The following is a 19513-nucleotide window of genomic DNA, read 5'->3' on the forward strand; positions in this document are numbered from 1 at the left end:
GAGCCGATGCTGGCGAGGGGTTCGCCGCACATTTCCGTTCTGATTCGAACGACTGACGCCGCGCCGACGGGGCCCTTCCGTGCTGACCGGGTGGCCCCGCACTGGCTTGGCGGGGCCACCCGGCCGGGGGCGGATTACTCGCGTGACGGGAGCATCAGCAGCACCAGGCTCGCCGCCAGCAGGGCGAGTCCGGCCAGGGCCAGGCCGCCGAGTTGCTCGTCCAGCACCGCGACTCCCAGCACCGCCGCCACCGCGGGCTCGGCGAGCGTCAGCGTCGTCGCCGTGGTCGCCGGGGTGGTGCGCAGCCCGCGGGCGAACAGCAGGTAGCCACCGGCCGTGGTGATCCCGCCCAGGTAGAGGAGGATCAGCGCCCCCGAGGGCGTGGCCGTCCAGCCGGGCCCGGTGGTCGCCAGCACGGGCAGCAGCATGATCGCCGCCATTCCGAAGAGCGCCGCCACCACGGCGCGGTCGTCCTCGCCCCGGGTGATGAACGCGGACGCGACGCTGGCGTACACCGCGTACGCCAGCCCCGACAGCAGCGCCAGCCCCACGCCGACCGGCTCCACCCCGGCCGACTCGCCGCCGCCGACGAGGGCCGCGCAGCCGGCCACGGCCCCCGCGGTCGCGGCGAGCCACCGCGGGGTCAGCCTGGCCTGGCGGGTGAGGGCGCCGAGCAGTCCCGCGAACGCGGGCGCGCTGCCGATGGTGACGACGGTGCCGACCGCCACGCCGGTACGGGCCGCCGCGACGAAGAACGCCGACTGGTACACGGCGACGGCGACCGCGCCGAGGCAGGCCAGCGCCCAGCCGCGGCGCGTGCTCAGCAGCCGGGCCAGGCCGGCGCGCGAGGTGACCATGGCGAGCGCCAGCAGCAGCCCGCCGCCGAGGACGATGCGGGACGCCGCGATCGAGACGTTGGACGCCCCGTCGACGAAGGTGCGGACCGTTCCGGTGGTGCCCCACAGGCAGGCCGCCACCAGGATGTCGAAGGTCCCTCCTGCGCGCACGGGCGCAGGACGGGAAAGAGTGCGTGCGGACACGAAGAATCGCTCCAGAACTCGAAACCGGAAGAAGGGTTCGAATCCGGGGCGCAGGAGATCAAGACCGGGCGCGCGTCAGCGCCGGTCTCGCAGCATGCTCAGGGTGAGATGAGTCGCACGCCCCGGTCAGGAACGGGGCGGGCCGCAGTTGGGGGTCCAGTACGCCATGGGCGAGACCCTACCACCCGCCGCGATCATGACCCGGGGCTCCATGATCGCGGCGAGGGGGGACGGGGCGAGGCGTGCTCAGGCGGGCACGCCGTCGGGGGCCTGCGTGAGGCCGCGGCCGACCATGGGGGGCAGATCCCGCACGACCTTGGCGAGCTCCCGCAGGTCGCCGTCCACGAGGGCCTGCGGGCCGTCGCACAGGGCGGTCTCCGGGTGCGGGTGCACGTCGATGATCACGCCGTCCGCACCGACCGCGATCGCGGCCCGGGTGAGCGGCAGGACGAGGCCGCGGCTGCCGCCCGAGTGCGACGGGTCCACGATCACCGGCAGATGGGAGAGGCGCTGCGCGACCGGGACCGCGGAGATGTCGAGGGTGTTGCGGGTGGCCTTCTCGAACGTGCGGATGCCGCGTTCGCAGAGCACGATGTCGAGGTTGCCGCGCTGCGCGACGTACTCGGCGGCCATCAGCCACTCCTCGATGGTGCCGCTCATGCCGCGCTTGAGCATGACCGGCTTGCCCGCCTCCCCGGCCGCCTGCAGGAGGGCGAAGTTCTGCGCGTTGCGGGTGCCGATCTGCAGCATGTCGGCGTACGAGGCGACCAGTTCGACGTCGTGGGCGTCCACGACCTCGGTCACGACCGGCATCCCCGTCTCCTCGCGGACGTCGGCGAGGATGCGGAGCCCGGCCTCGCCGAGCCCCTGGAAGGCGTACGGCGACGTACGCGGCTTGAACGCGCCGCCGCGCAGCAGCGTGGCACCGGCCGCCTTGGCCATCTGCGCCGCCGCCAGCGTCTGCTCCGGGGTCTCCACGGCGCACGGCCCGGCGATGAGCGTCATCGTGCCCGGCCCGATCGGGACGCCGCCGACGCGGACGACCGTGCGCTCGGCGTGGTTCTCGCGGCTGACCAGCTTGTACGGCGCCGAGATCCGGATCACGTCGGTCACGCCCCGCATGCCGCGCAGGTTGAGGGAGCCGAACTGCTGGACGTCGCCGACCAGCCCCACGATGGTGCGTTCGACGCCACGGCTGACGAACGCGTCGCCGCCCGCCGTCTCGACCAGTGAGACGACGGCCTTGATATCTGCTTCGCTGGCCTCCGGGGCCATGACGACGACCATGCTTGCTGCCTCTCCTCATCCGCGGAACCGGGGCGGGTTCCGCCTACGACACCCGGGCCGACGAACCCCCGGGAACGACAAAAGCCCCGGGCCATCGCGGCCCGGGGCTTTCGCCATGTGGTCTGTCAGCGCAGCGTCTGGCAGACCAGCCTCCCGGGCTGGTCGTACCAAAAGAAATAGATCACGTTGCGCATGCCCCACAGCGTAGCCCATGAGGCGGGTGCGTCGGCGAGGTGGGGGCGAATATGGCTCAGCTCACCCCAGATGGCAGTATGGCCGCGTCATGTCGCCACCCGAAAAGCAACTGCCGCCCGGGCAGTACATCCCCCGCGGCTGGCCGGTCCTGCACTACGGCCCGGTTCCCAAGTTCCGTCCCAAGGACTGGGACTTCCGGGTCTTCGGCGCGACCGAGTCCGGGGAGCAGCACCGCTGGACGTGGGACGAGTTCGACGCGCTGCCGCGGATCAAGGCGGTCTCCGACTTCCACTGCGTCACCAAGTTCACGATCCCCGACAACGAGTGGGAGGGCATCAGCGGCTCGGCGATCGTCGAGCTGGCGCCGCCCGCCCCGGACGTCACGCACGTGATGGTGTGGGCCGAGTACGGCTACAGCGCCAACATCCGGATGAGCGACTTCCTCGCCGAGGGCACGCTCTTCGCCACCCACCGGAACGGCGAGCGGATCAGCCCCGACCACGGGTTCCCGATCCGGATCGTCGTGCCGCACCTGTACGCGTGGAAGAGCGTCAAGTGGGTCCGCGGCGTCGAGTACCTCGTGAGGGACCGGCGCGGGTTCTGGGAGGAACGCGGCTACCACAACGTGGCCGATCCGTGGCGTGAGCAGCGCTACTCCTACCAGGAGGACGAGGGCGAGTCCCCACCGCTCTGACCGCCGATGTGCGGGACCCGCCCCCGCGGTGCCTCATGCGGCGTTACCGTGGGTCATCGTGATCGCACCGTCTGTGCAGGATGTGGTGGCGTGCGCGCTCATCACCGGCACGGCTCTCCTCCTGAGCGCCGTGCGGCGCTGGCTGCGCGCCCGGCGGCGCGGGTTCGGGACCCTGGCCGACGAGGCGACCTTCGCGACCCTGCACACCATCTCCCGTGCCTCGCCCTCGCTGCGCGCCGGGCTTGACCGCGAGTCCGCGCGCAAGGCCGCCAAGCACCTGCGCGTCCTGCTGGGAGCCGAGGCGGTCGCGCTCGTCGCCGTCCACCCGCACGACGCCGGTGACTTCGATGCCCGCGCCCAGGCCGCCGAAGACTGCCAGGCCGCCGCGAACGGCGAGGAGGCCGCGAACGGTGGGGACGCCGCGAACGGTGGGGACGCCGCGAACGGTGGGGACGCCGCGAACGGTGGGGACGCCGCGAACGGCGAGGACGCCGACGAGCTGGCCGACGAGCACGGACGGCTGTTGGTGTGGGACGGCCCCGGCGGCGAAGCGCACGCCCGCCAAGCCCTACGGCACGCGCGGCCGGTGCTCACCTCCGGAAGGCCACGCGTGGTGGCCTCCGAGCGCGACTGCTGCGACGACCCGCTGTGCCGCATCCGGGTGGCCATGATCGCTCCGTTGTCCGTCGAGGGCCGGGTCGAGGGCGCGCTGGCCGCGTACGGCCCGGGTGCCTCCGCCGCCCGCGTCCGCGCGGTGGGCGAGGTGGCGCGCTGGGTCTCCAGCCAGCTGGAGCTCGCGGAGCTCGACTCGTCCAGAGCCCGGCTCGCCGAGGCGGAGATGCGGGCGCTCCGCGCGCAGATCTCCCCGCACTTCGTCTACAACTCGCTGACCACGATCGCCTCGTTCGTCCGGACGGACCCCGAACGGGCCAGAGAGCTGCTGCTCGACTTCGCCGACTTCGCCCGCTACTCGTTCCGCAATCCCCGCGACTTCACCACGCTGGCCGACGAGCTGCGTTCGATCGACCGCTACCTGCTGCTGGAACGGGCGCGCTTCGGTGACCGGCTGCAGTTCAGTGTGGAGGTCGCGCCCGAGGTGCTGCCGGTGGCGATGCCGTTCCTGTCGTTGCAGCCCCTCGTCGAGAACGCCATCCGGCACGGCATGGAGGGCAGCCGCGAGTCGTTCCACATTCGGATCGTGGCGCGCGACGCGGGCGCCGAGGCCGCCATCAGCGTCGAGGACGACGGCGTCGGCATGGATCCTGACCGGCTGCGGGAGGTGCTCTCCGCGGGCGCCGGGCCGCCGGGGCGGTCGGGCGCCGGGATCGGCCTGGCGAACGTGGACGAACGCATGCGGCAGGTCTATGGCGACGAGTACGGGATGACCGTGGAGACGGCCCTCGGCGCCGGTGCGAAGGTCAATCTGCGGGTGCCGAAGTACCGTCCCGGCGTCTTCCCGAACTGACCAACGCCCGCCCCGGGGCGAATTTGACGGCGACATTGACCTCGCATAGCGAAATCGATTGCGGACAGAGAGTAATCACGGCAGGGTCCTCTTTATGCTGCGCGTCCTGACGGTCGATGACGAGGTTCCCGCACTGGAGGAAATGCTCTATCTGCTGCGCGAGGATCCGCGCATAGAGCAGGTCACCGGCGCCGGTGACGCGGCGGCGGCGCTGCGCGACCTCAGCCGCATGCTGGTCGCCGGTGAACGCCTCGACGCGGTCTTCCTCGACATCCGCATGCCGGGACTGGACGGCCTGGACTTCACCCGGCTGCTGACCGGGTTCGCCGCACCGCCCGAAGTGGTCTTCGTGACCGCGCACGACGACTGCGCCGTCGACGCGTACGAACTGGGCGCGCTCGACTACCTCCTCAAACCGGTGCGCCCCGAACGTCTCGCCGAGGCGATCCGCCGCGTCGACGAGGCCGTGCACCGGCCCTCGCGCGAGGACGCCGCGCCCGAGCAGCCCGCCGCCGACGAGATGGTGCCCGTCGAGCTCGGCGGACGCACCCGACTGGTCTCCCGCCGTTCGGTGACGCACGTCGAGGCCCACGGCGACTACGTGCGGCTGCACACCGGCGAGGGCAGTTACCTGGTGCGCATGCCGCTGGCCTCGCTGGCCCGGCGATGGGAGGCGGCCGGGTTCATCCGCATCCACCGCAGCACGCTGGTCGCGTCCGCCCACATCAGCGAGCTGCGTTTCGACGGCGGCCGGGCGGCCGTGCAGGTCGGCGCCGAACTGCTCCCGGTGAGCCGCCGCCACACCCGCGAGGTCCGCGACCTGCTCGTCCGCCGCTTCCGGCACACCGAGTCCGGCGACGAGCAACGCGACCCTGCCAGCGACCCCCGCGAGGGCCACGATGGACGTTTTGTGCTGCGCGAGGTCTCTGGCCGGGAACGGGACGGGGATGTCTGAGCTGCGGCGGGTCGTGGTGTCGAGCCCGCGTACGCACCGGGCGCGCATGGCCGCCCAGCGGAGCTGGAGCCTCGCCCACGACCTCGACGAACAGACCGAGCTCGGCGCCGTGTACGTGCGCACGCTCATCCGCGCCCAACTGCGCGCGGCGCTGGCCACCCTCACGGTCGTCGCGGTGGTGATCGTCGGGCTGCCGCTGCTGCTCGTGCTGGTTCCCGCGGTGAGCCGGTCGCGGGTGTACGGCATCCCCGTCACCTGGCTGGCGCTCGCGCTGTGCATCCAGCCGATCTGGATCGCCGCCGCGGCCCGGCACCTGCGCCAGGCCGAGCGCATCGAGCGGGACTTCGCCAGGCTGGTGGACCGGTCATGATCGTGATGGCCGTGGCCGCCGCGCTCACCGCGCTGGTCGCCGTGCTCGGCATGGTCGCGGTCCTCGGCTCGTACGGGCGGCGGCGCACCCCGACGACCTCGGACTTCCTCGTCGCCTCACGTGGCGTCACGCCGTTGTGGAACGCGTCGGCGATCAGCAGCGAGTACATCTCGGCCGCCGCCTTCCTGGGGACGGCCGGGATGGTGCTGGCCTACGGCGCCGACGTGTTGTGGCTACCGATCGGCGCGGCGGCGGGCTACGTGCTGCTGCAGGCGTTCGTGACCGCCCCGTTGCGGCGGTCCGGCGCCTACACCATCTCCGACTTCGCCGAATGGCGGCTGGGCTCGCGGGCCGTACGGCACATCGTCAGCGTGTGCGTGTGCTTCATCGGATGGTTCTACCTGCTCCCGCAGTTCCAGGGGGCGGGTGTGACGCTGAGGGTGCTGACCGGGGCGCCGGTATGGGTCGGCTGGGCCGTCGTAGTCGGGGTGGTCCTCGCCATCGTCCTGTCGGGCGGCATGCGCAGCATCACCGTCGTGCAGGGCGTGCAGTACTGGGTGAAGCTGGTCGCGGTGGCCGTTCCAGCGGTGGCGCTGCTGTCGCTGTGGCACCTGGACGGCGGCGACGACCCGACCGCCGACCGGCTGCCCGCGTTCCCCCGTGAGACGACCGTGCGGTTCCAGGCCGAGGTGGCCGTCCGCGTGGTCACGAGCGACACCGTCGTGACCGTGCACGGCGAGGTGGACGGCAGGTACTACGACGGGGCCGATGTGCCGTTCCCCGCGGGCAGGCACGTCGTGGGGGAGGGGAGCACCCTGGTCTTCCCCGCGGGCGCGCCCGTCCCGCACGCCGAGCGCCTGCCGCTCCAGGACGGGCACACGTGGGCGATGCCGTTCGGACGGGACGAGGGCCACCCGTTGTTCGCCACCTATTCGGCGGTTCTCGGCGTGCTGCTCGGCACGATGGGGCTGCCGCACATCCTCATGCGCTTCTACACCGATCGCTGCGGCCGTGCCGCCCGGCGTACCGCGGCGTGCGTTCCGGTGCTCCTGTCGCTGTTCTACGTGTTCCCGGCGCTGTACGGCGCGCTGGGCCGCCTCTACACGCCCGAACTCCTCATGACCGGGGACACCGACGCCACGATCCTCATGCTTCCCCAGCGGCTCGCGCCGGGGGCCGGGGGCGCCCTGCTGGCCGCGCTCGTGGCGGCGGGGGCGTTCGCCGCGTTCATCTCGACGTCCTGCGGGATCGTCGTGGCGATCGCGGGCACGTTCTCGCAATGCCTGTGGCGCGGCGGCGTCCACGCGTTCCGGATCGGCGCGCTCCTCGCCCTGGCGGCACCGCTCACCCTCGTGGCCCATATCGGGCCCCTGGGCGCCGCAAGCCTGGTGACGCTCGCCCTTACCGTCTCAGCGTGCTCCCTGTGCCCGCTGCTGGTGCTGGGCATCTGGTGGCGCCGGCTGACACCCGCCGGCGCGGGCGCCGGTCTGGTGGTCGGCGGCGGCCTCGCCGTCATGGCGGGGGTCGTCTGGATCCTCGGCGGCCCGTGGTCCGGCTGGACTGCCGCCGTGCTGGCCCAGCCCGCGATGGTGATCGTGCCGATCAGCGTCGCGGTGACGGTCGCCGTGTCACTGTTCACACGGCGTCACATTCCGCGCCGCGCGGACCGTGCGATGGCCCGCCTGCACCTCCCCGAAGAGATCGTCAGCCGCTGAGGCACCGTTCCGGGCTTCGCCGAACGGGGCGGAGTGCCGCGTGGATCGGTCCCATCACCCGGCCGCGACCGTTCGTCGCGCGGAACCGACCGCCCATCGCGCGACTACTCTACGTATATCGATGACTGCGCACCGTTCATCGAGCGTGGGGCCGTGCAGGCCCCGATGGGCACGCTGACCCCTCTAGTGTTCTCAGTACCGCACCGGGGAAGCGGGCGGGATCGGAGACGGTCCCGCGAAGACCTCGGCCAGAACGACACTGGAGATCCGGCGGGCGCCCGTCGAACGCCGGATCAGGAGCCGTCGGATCCCGTACCGGGGGGGTGGGATCCGATGGCGGTCGGCTCGGGCGCTGCTGAACAGTCGGGGGGTTGTTCAGTAGCGCCTGAGTCTTTTTCTTTTACGGCCTCGGGCCCTCGCCTGGCGGCTCGGACCCGAACCGCAAAAGCGGCGAGCGCGACATCGCTTCGCGATCTCTCGTGAAGCTTCGCCTCCGGCTCGCTTCACGACCCGTTAGCGCGCTCGCGTGACGGTTGCGGTTGTTGCGCTGAGACGGTTGAGCCAGGTGGTTATGCGTTGTCGCGTAGGCGTTTGAGGGTTTCTACGTCTTTGCGGTGCGGGTCGGCGCTGCGGCCCGGGGTCTCGATGATGAACGGGACGCCCGCGACCTCCGGGTGGCGGAAGAGTTCGGCGAAGGGCTTCTCGCCGATCTGACCGGCGCCGATGTTCTCGTGCCTGTCCTTGAACGAGCCGCACGGGTCCTTGGAGTCGTTGGCGTGGACGAGCTTGAGGCGACCCGGGCCTACGGTCTCCACGAGCAGGTCGAGGGTCTTCTGGACGCCGTCGGGGGCGGCCAGGTCGTGACCGGCGCAGAACGCGTGGCAGGTGTCGAGGCACACGCCTAGCTTGGGGTGGTTTTCCAGGTGCTCGAAGAACGGGCCCAGCTGGTCGACCGTCGCGCAGAGCATCGCGCCCTGGCCTGCCATGGGTTCGAGGAGGATGTCCGGGGCGTCGTTCGGCAGCTCGTCGAGGAGCGGGAGGACGTGCTCGCGGACCTGGCGCATGGCGTCGTCGAAGGGCTGGGTGACGGCCGAGCCGGTGTGGACCACGACGCCGAGCGCCCCGATGGCGGCGCCGCGCTGGAGGGAGTGGCGCACGGAGGCGACCGACCTCTCCAGGGTTTCGGGGGTCGGGGAGCCGAAGTTGACGAGGTAGGGAGCGTGCACGAACGTCGGGACGCCGCTCTCGCGCATCGCCGCGTCCTCGGCGGGCTTGCCCGCCGCCTGCGCCCACCCGCGCGGGTTGGACACGAACACCTGGACGGCCTCGGCGCCGATCTCGGCGGCGTACTTCAGGCCCTTGGTGGCCATCCCGCCGGCGACGGGGATGTGTCCTCCGACAGGGCTCTTCTTAGAGGTCATAGGTCTCCCAGCCTAGTGGCGGGAGGGGCCTGGTCAGGGGGCGCGCACCAGCGTGATGGTCGAGCCGCGGGGCGCCTCGCCGCTGCTGGGCTGCTGGAAGCGGACGATGTTGCCGCCGATCCCCGTGACGTTGACCTTGAAGCCGGAGTTCTCCAGGGCCTGGCGGGCCTCGTCGACGGTGCGGCCCGTCATGTCGGGAACGGGGATCTTCTCCTCGTCGTCGCCTCCGCCGCCGTCCCGGCAGAAGAAGTCGCCGAAGAGGCAGTCCTTCTTGTTGACGACGATCGTCACCTCGTCGCCGCCGGAGACGCCCGTGCCGGGGTCCGGGGACTGGCTGAGGACCGTGCCCGGGGGCTTGCCGCCGTCCTTCTGCTTCTCGACGTTGACCTTCAGCCCCATCGAGCGCAGCTGGTTCTCAGCCTGGTCGGCGTTGCGGCCCACGAGGGACGGCATGGACATGCCGGTGCTCACGACGATGGCGACCGGCTGGTCGGGTGAGTGCCGTTCGCCCGCCGCGGGATCGGTGCGGATGACCTCGTCCTTGGAGACGGTGACGCTCGGCGCCTTCTGGACGTCGCCCGGCGTGAAGCCCTTGTCCTTGAGGATCTGCTGCGCCTCGCTGAGCGATTTGCCCTCCACGTCCGGCACCTTCCTGGGCGTGCGGCCCTTGGACGGTGTCAGCGTGACCACCGCGCCGCTGGACACGCGTGCGCCGGCGGGCGGGTTGGACTTGGCGACCTGGCCCTTCTTGACCTGGTCGGAGTAGACCGCCGAGGCGACCCGTACCTGGAGCCCGTCGTCCTGGAGCCGCTGCCTGGCGTCCTTCAGCTCCATTCCGATGATCTTGTCGGGGACGTGGTCGTACTGCCCGGAGACCTGGTACCACACCGCCCAGCCGAGGATCACGGCCGCGACGGCGCCGATCGCGATGAGCACGTACTTGCCGGTGATGGCGCCGATCGCACGGTCGGTGGCGGTGCGCTGGGGCGCGTACTGCGTCTCGTATCCGGGCGGGGCGGTGGGGCCGGCGCCGTAGACGGCGGTGTGCCCGTCCAGGGGTCCGGCTTCGAACACGGCCGTCTGGTTGCGGGAGGCCGCCGCGACGCGCTGGTCGAAGTCGCGCGGGAGCCCGCCGTGCACCTCGGCCGTGGCGGCCAGGAACTGGTTGGCGTCCTGCGGACGCTGGGCGGGGTCGTGCGAGGTGGCCCGGGTGACCAGCAGGTCGATCTCCGGCGTCGACCCCGGCACGGCCGTCGACGGCGCGGGCACGGTCTCGTTGACGTGCTTGTAGGCCACGGCGAGCGGCGAGTCGCCCCGGTGCGGCAGGACGCCGGTGAGCAGCTCGAACAGCATCACCCCGGCCGCGTAGACGTCTGAGCGCACGTCGGCGTTGCCCGACAGCACCTGCTCGGGCGCCAGGTAGCCGACCGTGCCGATGATGAGCCCGGTCTTGGTCATCTTGCTGGCGGACTCGGCCCGCGCCAGCCCGAAGTCGGCGACCTTGATCTGGCCGTCGTCGGTGATGAGGACGTTCTCGGGCTTGACGTCGCGGTGCACCAGGCCGCTGCGGTGCGCGGCGCCGAGCGCCGCCAGCACCGGCTGCATGATCTCCAGCGCCTCGCGCGGCCCGAGCCGGCCCCGTTCGTCCAGCAGGTCGCGCAGCGTCCGGCCGGGCACGTACTCCATCACCAGGAACACGTGCTCGCCGTCGGTCCGCTGGTCGTAGACGGCGACCACGTTGGGGTGCGACAGCGCCGCGGCGGCCTTCGCCTCCCCGATGAAGCGCCGGACGAAGTCGTCGTCGGCCGCCAGGTGGGAGTGCATCACCTTCAGGGCGATCTCACGGTCCAGCCGGATGTCGCGGGCCACGTACACCGTGGCCATGCCGCCGCGGGCGATCCGGGACTCAATGCGGTAGCGCCCGTCGAGCACTTGCCCGACGAGTGGGTCAGCAACCGTGGCGTCCATCAGAGCGAGTTTAAAGGCGAACCCAAGGTGGTCTCATCACTCGGGAGTATGAGCATGAATCACGCCGAAGGACTGGATTCGTCCGGACCGTCGCCTAGGGTCGGCCTATGGGCGCTCCTCACCTCGAATTCACGTTGTCCCTTCTCCGTGAGTTGCCGGCCGGGGAGAACTTCGCCTGGTCGCCGTACTCGGTGGCGTCTGCACTCGGCGTCGCGTCCGCGGGCGCGCGGGGGCGCACCTACGACGAACTGGCGGCGGCCATCGCGCCGGGCGGTGATCTGGGTCACGTGGCGGCGATGCTGGCGAGCTCCGCGGAGATCGAGCGGCCGCACGGAGAGGGCGGGCCCGAGATCGCGGTGGCGAACGACCTGTGGATGCGGGCCGGGCTCGGCTTCGACGAGGAGTTCCAGAAGACCGTGCTCGGCTGGCCCGGCGGGGCGCTGCACACGGCCGACTTCGTGGGTGATCCCGACGGGGCGCGGCGGGAGATCAACCTTGACGTGGAACGGACGACCAGGGGGCTGATCAAGGATCTTCTCGCCGCCGGGTCGATCCACCCGGACGTGGCGGCCGTCATCGTCAACGCGCTCTACCTGAAGGTGGCGTGGCTGCACGCGTTCGAACAGACGATCACCAGGCCCGCGCCGTTCCACGCCCCGTCGGGGACTCGCGAGGTGCCGACGATGCGGCAGTCGGAGTTCTTCGGCTACGCGGAGGGCCACGGCTGGCGGATGGCGACGTTGCCGACCGAGAGCGAGGCCGTGGTCGACGTCCTGCTGCCGGACGGCGATCTGGCCACCGCGGAGCGCTCCCTGACCGCGGACGTGCTCGGCTCCCTGTACGGCGACGGAGAGGGCGGAGCCGAGCTCGACCTCGCCCTGCCCAGGTTCCGCGTCGAGTCCGAGGTGGGCCTGGATGGGCCGCTCCAGGCCCTCGGCGTGAACGCGGCGTTCACGCGGGAGGCCGACTTCTCCGCCATCACCGAGGAGACGGACATCTGGATCGACCAGGTGGCGCACAAGGCCGTCCTGACGGTGGACGAGGAGGGCTTCGAGGGGGCCGCGGCGACGGCGCTCGTCATGCGGGCGGTCTCGGTCCAGGTTCCCGCCACTCCGGTGCCGTTCCTGGTGGACCGGCCGTTCCTGCTGATCGTCCGGCACCGGCAGACCGGCGCGGTCTACTTCGTGGCGCGGATCGTCGAGCCCTGAACCGGCTCGGGCTCCCGCTCCAGCTCGCCGGCGGGCTCGGGCTCGGGCTCGGGCTCCACGACGGGCGCGGGCGCGGCGACGGGCTTCTTCCCGCCGCGTGAGACCGCGACGCCCGCCAGGCAGAGCACGCCGCCCAGGAGGGTCAGCCAGCCGGGGACCTCGCCGAGGAACGACCACGACATCAGCACGACCAGCGCGGGGGCGGCGTAGGTGGTGGCGCCCATCTTGCCCGCCGAGGTACGGGCCAGCGCGTAGGCCCAGGTGGTGAACGCCAGGGCGGTCGGGAAGACGCCCAGGTAGATCACGTTCAGGGTCGCGGTGAGCGAGGCGTCCGGCACCTCGGAGATCAGCCGGCCGGAGAACGGCAGGCAGGCGATCGTCCCGACCACGCAGCCGAACGTGGTCACCTGGAGCGCCGAGCCGTGCCGGAGGGCGGGCTTCTGGCTCACGACCCCCGCCGCGTACGTCACGGCGGCCAGCAGGCACAGCCCGACGCCGAGGAGCGAGGAGCCCCCGCCGTCGGACATCGAGACGCCCACGACGGCGGCGCCGGCGAACGAGACCGCCATGCCGGCCAGCAGCCGCGGCGGGAGGCCCTCCTTGAGCAGCCAGCCGCCCAGGAGCGCGATCAGGATCGGGCCGACGTTGACCAGCAGGGCCGCCGTGCCCGCGTCCACCTCCTGCTCGCCCCAGTTGAGCACGACCATGTAGAGGCCGAACCAGAGGAGCCCTGAGGCGACGATCCCCGGCCATGCCGCGCGCGGTGGCAGGCCCTCCCGCCGCACCAGGCAGATGACGGCGAGCGCGATGGAACCCGCCAGCAACCGCCCGAGCGCGAGCGCCCCGGGGCTGTAGTCCTCGCCGGCGCTGCGGATGGAGACGAACGCCGAGGCCCACAACACCACGGTGACGGTGGCGGCCGCGATGGCCAGGCGCTCCGTACGGGACTCGGCTGACTTACGTTGATCCATGCGCTGAACCTTAGGTAGGGGACATTTCCACGAACACCGAAAGATGGCCGGTGGCTGCGGTGGCGGTGGGTGCAGTCTTCTGTCCCGTGACCGTTCAGGTCCAGCGATTATTTCTTCAGGTCATTAATTAGCGATGCTTCACTCTGGGCGGCTCATTCCGTCCCACGGCGACGACGCCTGGGCGTAGCGGCGCTTGGGAATGCGGCCCGCCAGCCGGGCCAGGCGCCCGCCCTCGACGGCGTGCCGCATGGCGGTGGCCATCATGACGGGGGACTGGGCCCGGGTGACGGCGGTCGCGAGCAGGACGGCGTCGCAGCCGAGCTCCATCGCCAGGGCGGCGTCGCTCGCGGTGCCGAGACCGGCGTCCAGGATGATCGGCACGTTCGCGCGTTCGACGATCAGCTCGATGTTGTGCGGGTTGCGGATGCCGAGGCCGGAACCGATCGGCGAGCCCAGCGGCATGACGGCGGCGCAGCCCAGCTGCTCCAGCCGGCGCGCCAGGACCGGGTCGTCGTTGGTGTAGGCCATGACCACGAAGCCGTCGTCGACCAGTTGCTCGGCGGCCTCCACCAGCTCGATCGGATCGGGCAGCAGCGTGTGCTCGTCCGCGATGACCTCCAGCTTGACCAGGTCGGTCTCCAGCGCCTCACGGGCCAGCTTGGCGGTGAGTACGGCCTCGCCCGCCGTGAAGCACCCGGCGGTGTTGGGCAGCACCTCGATGCCGCACTCGCGCAGCACGTCCAGCACGGACCCGCGCGCCGCCGGGTCGACCCGCCGCATCGCGACCGTGGTGAGCTCCGTACCGGACGCGGCGAGCGCCGCGCGCAGCACGTGCATGCTCGGCGCGCCGCCGGTCCCCATGATCAGGCGTGAGCCGAACTCCCGGTCCCCGATGACCAGCCGCTCGGCGCCCGCGTTCGCGCTCGCCCGCTCGTTCGTTCCCGGCTCCGGCCGCTGAACGTTCATGGCCTCGCTCACCTCAACCTCCCTGCACGGCGGTCAGCACTTCGAGCCGATCCGCGTCCCGTACCGTCGTCGCGTCCCACTCGGACCGCCGGACCACCTCGTCGTTGAGCGCCGCGGCCACCCCGGACACGGCCGTGGTGACGGTGGCGACCACCTCGGCGACGCTCACGCCGGCCGGCAGCTCGCGCGCCTCGCCGTTGACGATGACCTTCACGATGGGATCACCTCGAAACGATCGGGGGTGAACGGCTTGCCGAGGTCGGGCACGGTGCCGTCCAGCAGTACTTCGGTGAGGATGTCGGCGCTGACCGGGGTCAGCAGGATGCCGTTGCGGAAATGACCGGTGCCGAGGACCAGTCCGGGCAGCGCGGTCGGGCCCATCACCGGCGCGTTGTCCGGCGAGCCGGGCCGGAGCCCGGCGGTGACCTCGGCGAATTCGAGCTCGGTGATGCCGGGCAGCAGCTCGCGGGCGTCCCGGAGCAGCTCCCACAGGCCGCCCGCGGTGACGCGGGTGTCGAACCCCATCTCCTCCTGGGTGGCACCGATCACGATCTCCCCATCCGCGCGCGGCACCAGGTAGATCGAGAAGCCCTTCACCAGGCCCCGGGTGGACCGCCGGAGGAACGGCACGCGGCTCCGGAGCCGGATCACCTGGCCCTTGACCGGCCGTACGGGCGGCACGACCCCGGCGGGCACACCCTCGATGTCACCCGACCACGGTCCGGCGGCGAGGAGGACCTTGGCGGCCCGTACGTCCGAGCCGTCCTCCAGGCGCACGCCCACGGCCGTGTCGTTCTCGACGACGATGCTGGTGGCGCGCTGCCGTACGAGCCGTACGCCGAGCCTGTCGCCCGCCGCCCGCAACGCCGGAGTGAGGCGCCGGGGATCGATCGAGCCGTCGTCGGGCGCCAGCAGGCCGCCGCGCACACCGGGCGCCAGCATCGGCTCGGCCTTGCGGCACTCGCGGCCGGTGAGCGCCTCGGTGGGGATGCCGAGCGACTCCTGGAACCGGCGCAGCTCGTCGAGACGGGCGAGGTCGTCGGCGTCGAAGGCGACCTCCAGGATGCCGTCGGCGCGGTAACCGGTGTCGTGCCCGGTCAGCTCCTCCAGCTCGGCCACGAACGTCGCGTACCGCTCCCTGGAGGCCAGCCCCAGGCGCAGCAGCGGCTCCTCGCCGTACGTCAGCTCGCTGACGGGTGTCAGCATCCCGGCGGCGACGGCGGAGGCCCCGCTCGCCGGGTCGGGATCGACCAGGGTGACGGCGGCGCCGCGGGCGGCGGCCCGCCAGGCGGTCGCCAGCCCGATGACCCCGGCACCAATGATCACAACGTCCATCGCGCTCCCTTCGCCGGCATGATCCGGATCAGGTCGTGGCGGTCGGCGGCCCATGTGGCCGGTGTCGGTCACCGGCCTCAGCCGCCCTCTCAGCCCGGTCGAACCGGACTCCCGCGCCTTCCCACAGCCCAAAGGCTGCCTACCCAAGCCTACGTCTTCCTGCATGTATGCATATGTCTGGACACCCGTCTAAATATCGGGGAAGGGCGGCCGACTAAGGTTCACCTTCATGGACAGGGTGATCGTCGTAGGCGGCGGGCTGGCGGGCGTTCGCGCCGTGGAGTCCCTCCGCAGCAAGGGATACGAGGGTGAGCTGACCCTCGTCTCGGCCGAGCGGCACAAGCCGTACGACCGGCCGCCGTTGTCGAAGGCCGTCCTCGCCGGGGACACCGACGACACCACCGTCGACGCAGACTGGGAGGCGCTCCGCTGCCGGCTGCTGCTCGGCGAACGGGCGACGGCGCTGCGGCTCGGAGCCGAACGCGGCGGCACCGTGGCGACGACCGCGGGCGACCTGCCGTTCGACGGGCTCGTCATCGCCACCGGCGCGACCCCGGTCACCCTGCCCGGCGACGGTCCCCAGCACGTGCTGCGCACCGTCGACGACTCCCGCCGGCTGCGCGCCAGGCTGGTCGAGGGCGCCCGCGTCGTCATCGTCGGCGCCGGCTGGATCGGCGCCGAGGTCGCGACCACCGCCGCCAAGAAGGGCTGCGCGGTCACCGTGGTCGAGGCCGCCGACGCGCCGCTGGCGAACGCGCTCGGCCCGGAGGTGGGCGGCCTGACCGCGCGCTGGTACGCCGAGGCCGGGATCGACCTGCGCACCGGCGTCAAGGTCGCCGCCATCGAGCACGGCCGGCTGCTGCTGGCCGACGGCGACCACGTGGCGGCCGACGAGATCGTGGTGGGCGTCGGCGTCCGGCCCGAGGTGGGCTGGCTGGAGGGGTCCGGGCTGGAGATCGAGGGCGGTGTCGTCACGGACGCGGCGCTGCGCACCGGCCGTCCTGAGATCGTCGCGGTCGGCGACTGCGCCGCCTGGTGGTCGGAACGGTACGGCCGCAGGATGCTCGTCGAGCACTGGGACACCGCGCTCAACGCCCCCGACGTGGCCGCCGCGACCCTGCTCGGCCAGGAAGCGGGCTACGACGCCGTGCCGTACTTCTGGTCTGAGCAGTTCGGGAAGATGGTGCAGTACGCGGGGTACCACCCGGTGGCCGAGCGCATGGTGTTCCGCGGTGATCCGGCCGAGGACAAGTGGGCCGTGTGCTGGCTGACCGGCGACCGCCTCGACGCGTTCCTGACCGTGGACAGGCCACGTGACCTGGTTCAGGCCCGGCGGCTCATCGCCACCGGGACACCGGTCGACCCCGCGGCCTTGGGTGATCCGGAGGTGCCCGTTCGCCAGGCGGTGAAATCCTGAGGGTTTGACGGAACGGCGGGCGTGGTAGGCAGGTGGCGTGACGCAGATGCACGCAACCGTCGACAACGCTCTCGACCCGCAGACCGATGCCCTGGTGGGGGAGTGGCTGACCCTCAACGAGGCCGCCGACCGCCTCGGCATCAGGCTCAACCGCACCAAGCAGCTCCTCAGCGAGCGCAGGCTCCTCGCCGTGAGGCGGGAGGGGAGCCCCGCCGTGCCCGCGGCGTTCATCAAGGACGGCCAAGTGATCAAGGGCCTGTCCGGCACGCTGACGCTGCTCTCCGACGCCGGTTTCGACGACGTCGAGACGCTGCGCTGGCTGTTCACCGCGGACGACACGCTGCCGGGCACGCCGGTCCAGGCCCTGAGCGAGAACCGCGGCACCGAGGTGCGCAGGCGCGCCCAGGCGCTGGCGTTCTGAGGGGGTCCGCACGGCCGTTCGCCGACATAGCTGAAATAGGGAAGAAGACTGACGTGGCAGGATTGCGGGGTCACGCGGGCGATGTCCGCGTGGCCCCGCATCCACGTCTGAGAAAGGAACCGGCCCGCACCGTGTCCAGGCACCTGCTCTCCGATCGCGCGGTCGCCCTCCGAGCCCGGCTCAGCCGCGCGCGCCTCTACCTCTGCACGGACGCCCGGGAGCGCCAGGGCGACCTGCCGGAGTTCCTCGACGCCGTCCTGGCGAACGGGGTGGACATCGTCCAGCTCCGCCAGAAGGGCCTGGAGGCGCGGCAGGAGATCGAGCACCTGCGGGTGTTCCGGGCCGCGTGCGAACGGCACGGCGCCCTGCTGGCGGTCAACGACCGCGCCGACGTCGCCCACGCCGTGCACGCCGACGTGCTCCACCTCGGACAGGACGACCTGCCCGTTCCGGCGGCCCGCGCCATGGTGGGCGAGGACATCCTGATCGGCCGTTCCACCCACTCGGGCGAGCAGGCCACCGCCGCCGCCGCCGAGCCGGGCGTCGACTACTTCTGCGCCGGCCCGGTCTGGCCGACCCCGACCAAGCCGGGCCGCGAGGCGCCCGGGCCCAAGCTGCTGGAGTACGTGGCGGCGCAGCGCGAGGGGCGGCCCTGGTTCGCCATCGGCGGAATCGACCTCGGCAACCTCGACGAGGTGCTCGCCACCGGAGCCCGCCGGGTCGTGGTCGTCCGGGCGCTCACCGAGGCCGCCGATCCGGGCGCCGCGGCGGCCGAGTTCGCGCGGCGCCTGCCACCCGCCGACTGATCCGCCCGTGGCGCGGCGGGCGGACCGGTTCCGTTCACGCCGCCGACACCGGGGGTTCGCCGATAGCAGTTCGCGGCATGCCGCAGAATGGACGCATGACCTTGGGACCCGACGACGACCGGCCGGTCGAGCTGGACGACGACCTGGAGATCCTTCCGGACCAGACGTCGGACGACACCGACACCGGCTGGGGCGAGTGGCGCGGCGGCGGAAGCGACGACGACCGCCTGCTGGAGGATCGCCCGCCGCACTGGTGACGTCCGCGGCGGTGACGTTTGCAGCGGCCTGACCGGGACGCTAGAGCAGCCCGATCAGGAAGCCCAGCGTCATCACCGCCGCGAGGGCGAGCATCATCCGCCAGCGGTAGGCGGGGATGCGCGTGGGCTTGGGTTTGGGCGTCGGCACCTCGTTGTCGCGCAGCGCCCGGACGAGCTGCCCGGCCCTCGGGCGGGCGGCCGGGTTCTTGTCGAGGCAGCGGGCGACCAGGTCGCGCAGCGGCCCGTCCAGGTCGCCGAGGTCGGGACGGCGCGTGGTGACCCGGCGCATGACCGCGGCGGTCGCCCCCGTGCCGAACGGAGGCCGCCCGGTGGCGGCGAACACCATCGTGGCGCCCCACGAGAAGACGTCCGCGGGCGATCCGACGGGCTCGTCCTCGATCTGCTCGGGCGCCATGTAGGCGGGGGTGCCGACCGGCCCGGTGGTGATGGGTGTCGCGTCGGGCGTCCGGGCGATGCCGAAGTCGATGACCTTCGCGCCGTCCGGGCCGAGCAGCACGTTGCCGGGCTTGAAGTCGCGGTGCACGACGCCCGCCCGGTGGATGGCGGCCAGGGCGCCCGCGGTGCGCAGTGCGAGCCGGTGGAGCTGCGGCTCCGGCAGGGGGCCGTCCTCCTCGACGACGTACTGCAGCGACGTGCCCTCGACGAACTCGCTGACGATGTAGGGGCGGTCGCCGGTCACGTCGGCGTCCAGCACCCGGGCGGTGTGCCGGTTGGCCACCTGCCGCGCGGCGTCGACCTCCTTGACGAACCGGCTGCGCGCCCGCTGCCCGGCGGCCATGCCGCCGCGCAGCAGCTTGACGGTCACCAGCTCGCCGTCCGCGGCACGGCCGAGGTAGACCACGCCCTGGCCGCCCTCACCGAGGCGGCCCAGCAGCTCGTAGCCGCCTACGCGATGCGGATCGTCCGGCCCCAGCGGCCGGTCGTGGCGGGACGGACGCGGAAGCGTCCGCCCTGGAAGGGAATCGTGCGGCACGGGGGGCTCCGGCTCGGCGGGGACGAGG

General features: G+C 72.1%; 19 protein-coding genes. 10 read left to right on the forward strand and 9 right to left on the reverse strand.

From position 1 onward, the window contains the following. Positions 1 to 134: 134 nt before the first annotated feature. On the reverse strand, positions 135 to 1007 hold the full coding sequence (locus tag ABD333_RS04280) for an EamA family transporter (RefSeq protein ID WP_344537837.1): 873 nt from the start codon (positions 1005 to 1007) through the stop codon (positions 135 to 137). Positions 1008 to 1286: 279 nt separating this feature from the next. Then, on the reverse strand, positions 1287 to 2327 hold the full coding sequence (gene aroF / locus ABD333_RS04285; protein WP_344537838.1) for a 3-deoxy-7-phosphoheptulonate synthase: 1041 nt from the start codon (positions 2325 to 2327) through the stop codon (positions 1287 to 1289). Between the two features lie 283 nt (positions 2328 to 2610). On the opposite strand from aroF, the gene ABD333_RS04290 reads away from it, so the two are divergent. The 5 genes from ABD333_RS04290 to ABD333_RS04310 all read left to right on the forward strand — a co-directional run bounded on the left by ABD333_RS04290 (position 2611) and on the right by ABD333_RS04310 (position 7721). Further along, positions 2611 to 3216 (forward strand): sulfite oxidase-like oxidoreductase, encoded by a 606-nt coding sequence (locus ABD333_RS04290; protein ID WP_344537839.1) that lies wholly within the window; start codon positions 2611 to 2613, stop codon positions 3214 to 3216. A gap of 58 nt (positions 3217 to 3274) precedes the next feature. Then, the gene (locus ABD333_RS04295) at positions 3275 to 4681 is read left to right on the forward strand and encodes a histidine kinase (protein ID WP_344537841.1); all 1407 of its coding nucleotides are present in this window, start codon (positions 3275 to 3277) and stop codon (positions 4679 to 4681) included. A gap of 94 nt (positions 4682 to 4775) precedes the next feature. Then, complete coding sequence (locus ABD333_RS04300) at positions 4776 to 5636, forward strand: LytR/AlgR family response regulator transcription factor (protein WP_344537843.1); 861 nt, start codon at positions 4776 to 4778, stop codon at positions 5634 to 5636. Beyond that, the gene (locus ABD333_RS04305) at positions 5629 to 6006 is read left to right on the forward strand and encodes a hypothetical protein (RefSeq protein ID WP_344537844.1); all 378 of its coding nucleotides are present in this window, start codon (positions 5629 to 5631) and stop codon (positions 6004 to 6006) included. The genes ABD333_RS04300 and ABD333_RS04305 overlap by 8 nt, the downstream gene beginning before the upstream one ends. After that, the gene (locus ABD333_RS04310) at positions 6003 to 7721 is read left to right on the forward strand and encodes a sodium:solute symporter family transporter (RefSeq protein ID WP_344537846.1); all 1719 of its coding nucleotides are present in this window, start codon (positions 6003 to 6005) and stop codon (positions 7719 to 7721) included. The genes ABD333_RS04305 and ABD333_RS04310 overlap by 4 nt, the downstream gene beginning before the upstream one ends. 569 nt (positions 7722 to 8290) lie before the next feature. Here ABD333_RS04310 and ABD333_RS04315 read toward each other — a convergent pair. Both ABD333_RS04315 and pknB read right to left on the reverse strand, forming a co-directional pair. Next, a complete protein-coding gene (locus ABD333_RS04315) occupies positions 8291 to 9142 on the reverse strand; it encodes a deoxyribonuclease IV (protein WP_344537848.1) in 852 nt (283 codons plus the stop codon). Between the two features lie 33 nt (positions 9143 to 9175). Then, entirely contained in the window at positions 9176 to 11110 is a 1935-nt protein-coding gene (pknB, locus tag ABD333_RS04320; protein WP_344537850.1) for a Stk1 family PASTA domain-containing Ser/Thr kinase, read from the reverse strand. A gap of 107 nt (positions 11111 to 11217) precedes the next feature. Here pknB and ABD333_RS04325 point away from each other — a divergent pair, with 107 nt between their 5' ends. Beyond that, positions 11218 to 12318, forward strand: coding sequence for a serpin family protein (locus tag ABD333_RS04325; protein WP_344537852.1), 1101 nt, complete (start codon positions 11218 to 11220; stop codon positions 12316 to 12318). Here ABD333_RS04325 and ABD333_RS04330 read toward each other — a convergent pair. The 4 genes from ABD333_RS04330 to thiO form a co-directional block, all read right to left on the reverse strand. After that, entirely contained in the window at positions 12288 to 13289 is a 1002-nt protein-coding gene (locus ABD333_RS04330; RefSeq protein WP_344537854.1) for a DMT family transporter, read from the reverse strand. The genes ABD333_RS04325 and ABD333_RS04330 overlap by 31 nt on opposite strands. 138 nt (positions 13290 to 13427) lie before the next feature. After that, positions 13428 to 14255, reverse strand: coding sequence for a thiazole synthase (locus ABD333_RS04335; RefSeq protein WP_344538838.1), 828 nt, complete (start codon positions 14253 to 14255; stop codon positions 13428 to 13430). Between the two features lie 13 nt (positions 14256 to 14268). Next, entirely contained in the window at positions 14269 to 14469 is a 201-nt protein-coding gene (thiS, locus tag ABD333_RS04340) for a sulfur carrier protein ThiS (protein WP_344537856.1), read from the reverse strand. Further along, positions 14466 to 15590, reverse strand: a complete 1125-nt coding sequence (gene thiO, locus ABD333_RS04345; protein WP_344537858.1) for a glycine oxidase ThiO — start codon at positions 15588 to 15590, stop codon at positions 14466 to 14468. The genes thiS and thiO overlap by 4 nt, the downstream gene beginning before the upstream one ends. Before the next feature lie 229 nt (positions 15591 to 15819). Between thiO and ABD333_RS04350 the strand changes: the two genes are divergently transcribed. From ABD333_RS04350 to ABD333_RS04365, 4 genes are all read left to right on the forward strand, one after another. Beyond that, positions 15820 to 17007: an NAD(P)/FAD-dependent oxidoreductase gene (locus tag ABD333_RS04350; RefSeq protein ID WP_344537860.1), complete on the forward strand. Its 1188-nt coding sequence runs from the start codon at positions 15820 to 15822 to the stop codon at positions 17005 to 17007. 46 nt (positions 17008 to 17053) lie between these two features. After that, positions 17054 to 17428 carry an Rv2175c family DNA-binding protein gene (locus ABD333_RS04355; RefSeq protein WP_344537862.1) on the forward strand — a complete coding sequence of 125 codons (375 nt, stop codon included), beginning with the start codon at positions 17054 to 17056 and terminating at the stop codon, positions 17426 to 17428. Positions 17429 to 17559: 131 nt separating this feature from the next. Further along, on the forward strand, positions 17560 to 18234 hold the full coding sequence (gene thiE, locus ABD333_RS04360) for a thiamine phosphate synthase (protein WP_344537864.1): 675 nt from the start codon (positions 17560 to 17562) through the stop codon (positions 18232 to 18234). A gap of 95 nt (positions 18235 to 18329) precedes the next feature. After that, on the forward strand, positions 18330 to 18491 hold the full coding sequence (locus tag ABD333_RS04365; protein WP_344537866.1) for a hypothetical protein: 162 nt from the start codon (positions 18330 to 18332) through the stop codon (positions 18489 to 18491). Between the two features lie 40 nt (positions 18492 to 18531). On the opposite strand, the gene ABD333_RS04370 is transcribed toward ABD333_RS04365, so the two are convergent. After that, complete coding sequence (locus tag ABD333_RS04370; RefSeq protein WP_344537867.1) at positions 18532 to 19485, reverse strand: serine/threonine-protein kinase; 954 nt, start codon at positions 19483 to 19485, stop codon at positions 18532 to 18534. Between the last annotated feature and the right edge of the window lie 28 nt (positions 19486 to 19513).

Source organism: Actinomadura fulvescens, from assembly GCF_039533225.1.
In the GTDB taxonomy this organism is placed as follows: Bacteria; Actinomycetota; Actinomycetes; order Streptosporangiales; family Streptosporangiaceae; genus Spirillospora; species Spirillospora fulvescens.

Coding starts and splice junctions, on each gene's coding strand:
- aroF (WP_344537838.1), bottom strand. CDS start 2,327: ATGGTCGTCGTCATGGCCCCGGAGGCCAGCGAAGCAGATATCAAGGCC.
- ABD333_RS04290 (WP_344537839.1), top strand. CDS start 2,611: ATGTCGCCACCCGAAAAGCAACTGCCGCCCGGGCAGTACATCCCCCGC.
- ABD333_RS04300 (WP_344537843.1), top strand. CDS start 4,776: ATGCTGCGCGTCCTGACGGTCGATGACGAGGTTCCCGCACTGGAGGAA.
- ABD333_RS04305 (WP_344537844.1), top strand. CDS start 5,629: ATGTCTGAGCTGCGGCGGGTCGTGGTGTCGAGCCCGCGTACGCACCGG.
- ABD333_RS04310 (WP_344537846.1), top strand. CDS start 6,003: ATGATCGTGATGGCCGTGGCCGCCGCGCTCACCGCGCTGGTCGCCGTG.
- ABD333_RS04315 (WP_344537848.1), bottom strand. CDS start 9,142: ATGACCTCTAAGAAGAGCCCTGTCGGAGGACACATCCCCGTCGCCGGC.
- pknB (WP_344537850.1), bottom strand. CDS start 11,110: ATGGACGCCACGGTTGCTGACCCACTCGTCGGGCAAGTGCTCGACGGG.
- ABD333_RS04325 (WP_344537852.1), top strand. CDS start 11,218: ATGGGCGCTCCTCACCTCGAATTCACGTTGTCCCTTCTCCGTGAGTTG.
- ABD333_RS04330 (WP_344537854.1), bottom strand. CDS start 13,289: ATGGATCAACGTAAGTCAGCCGAGTCCCGTACGGAGCGCCTGGCCATC.
- ABD333_RS04335 (WP_344538838.1), bottom strand. CDS start 14,255: ATGAACGTTCAGCGGCCGGAGCCGGGAACGAACGAGCGGGCGAGCGCG.
- thiO (WP_344537858.1), bottom strand. CDS start 15,590: ATGGACGTTGTGATCATTGGTGCCGGGGTCATCGGGCTGGCGACCGCC.
- ABD333_RS04350 (WP_344537860.1), top strand. CDS start 15,820: ATGGACAGGGTGATCGTCGTAGGCGGCGGGCTGGCGGGCGTTCGCGCC.
- ABD333_RS04355 (WP_344537862.1), top strand. CDS start 17,054: ATGCACGCAACCGTCGACAACGCTCTCGACCCGCAGACCGATGCCCTG.
- ABD333_RS04365 (WP_344537866.1), top strand. CDS start 18,330: ATGACCTTGGGACCCGACGACGACCGGCCGGTCGAGCTGGACGACGAC.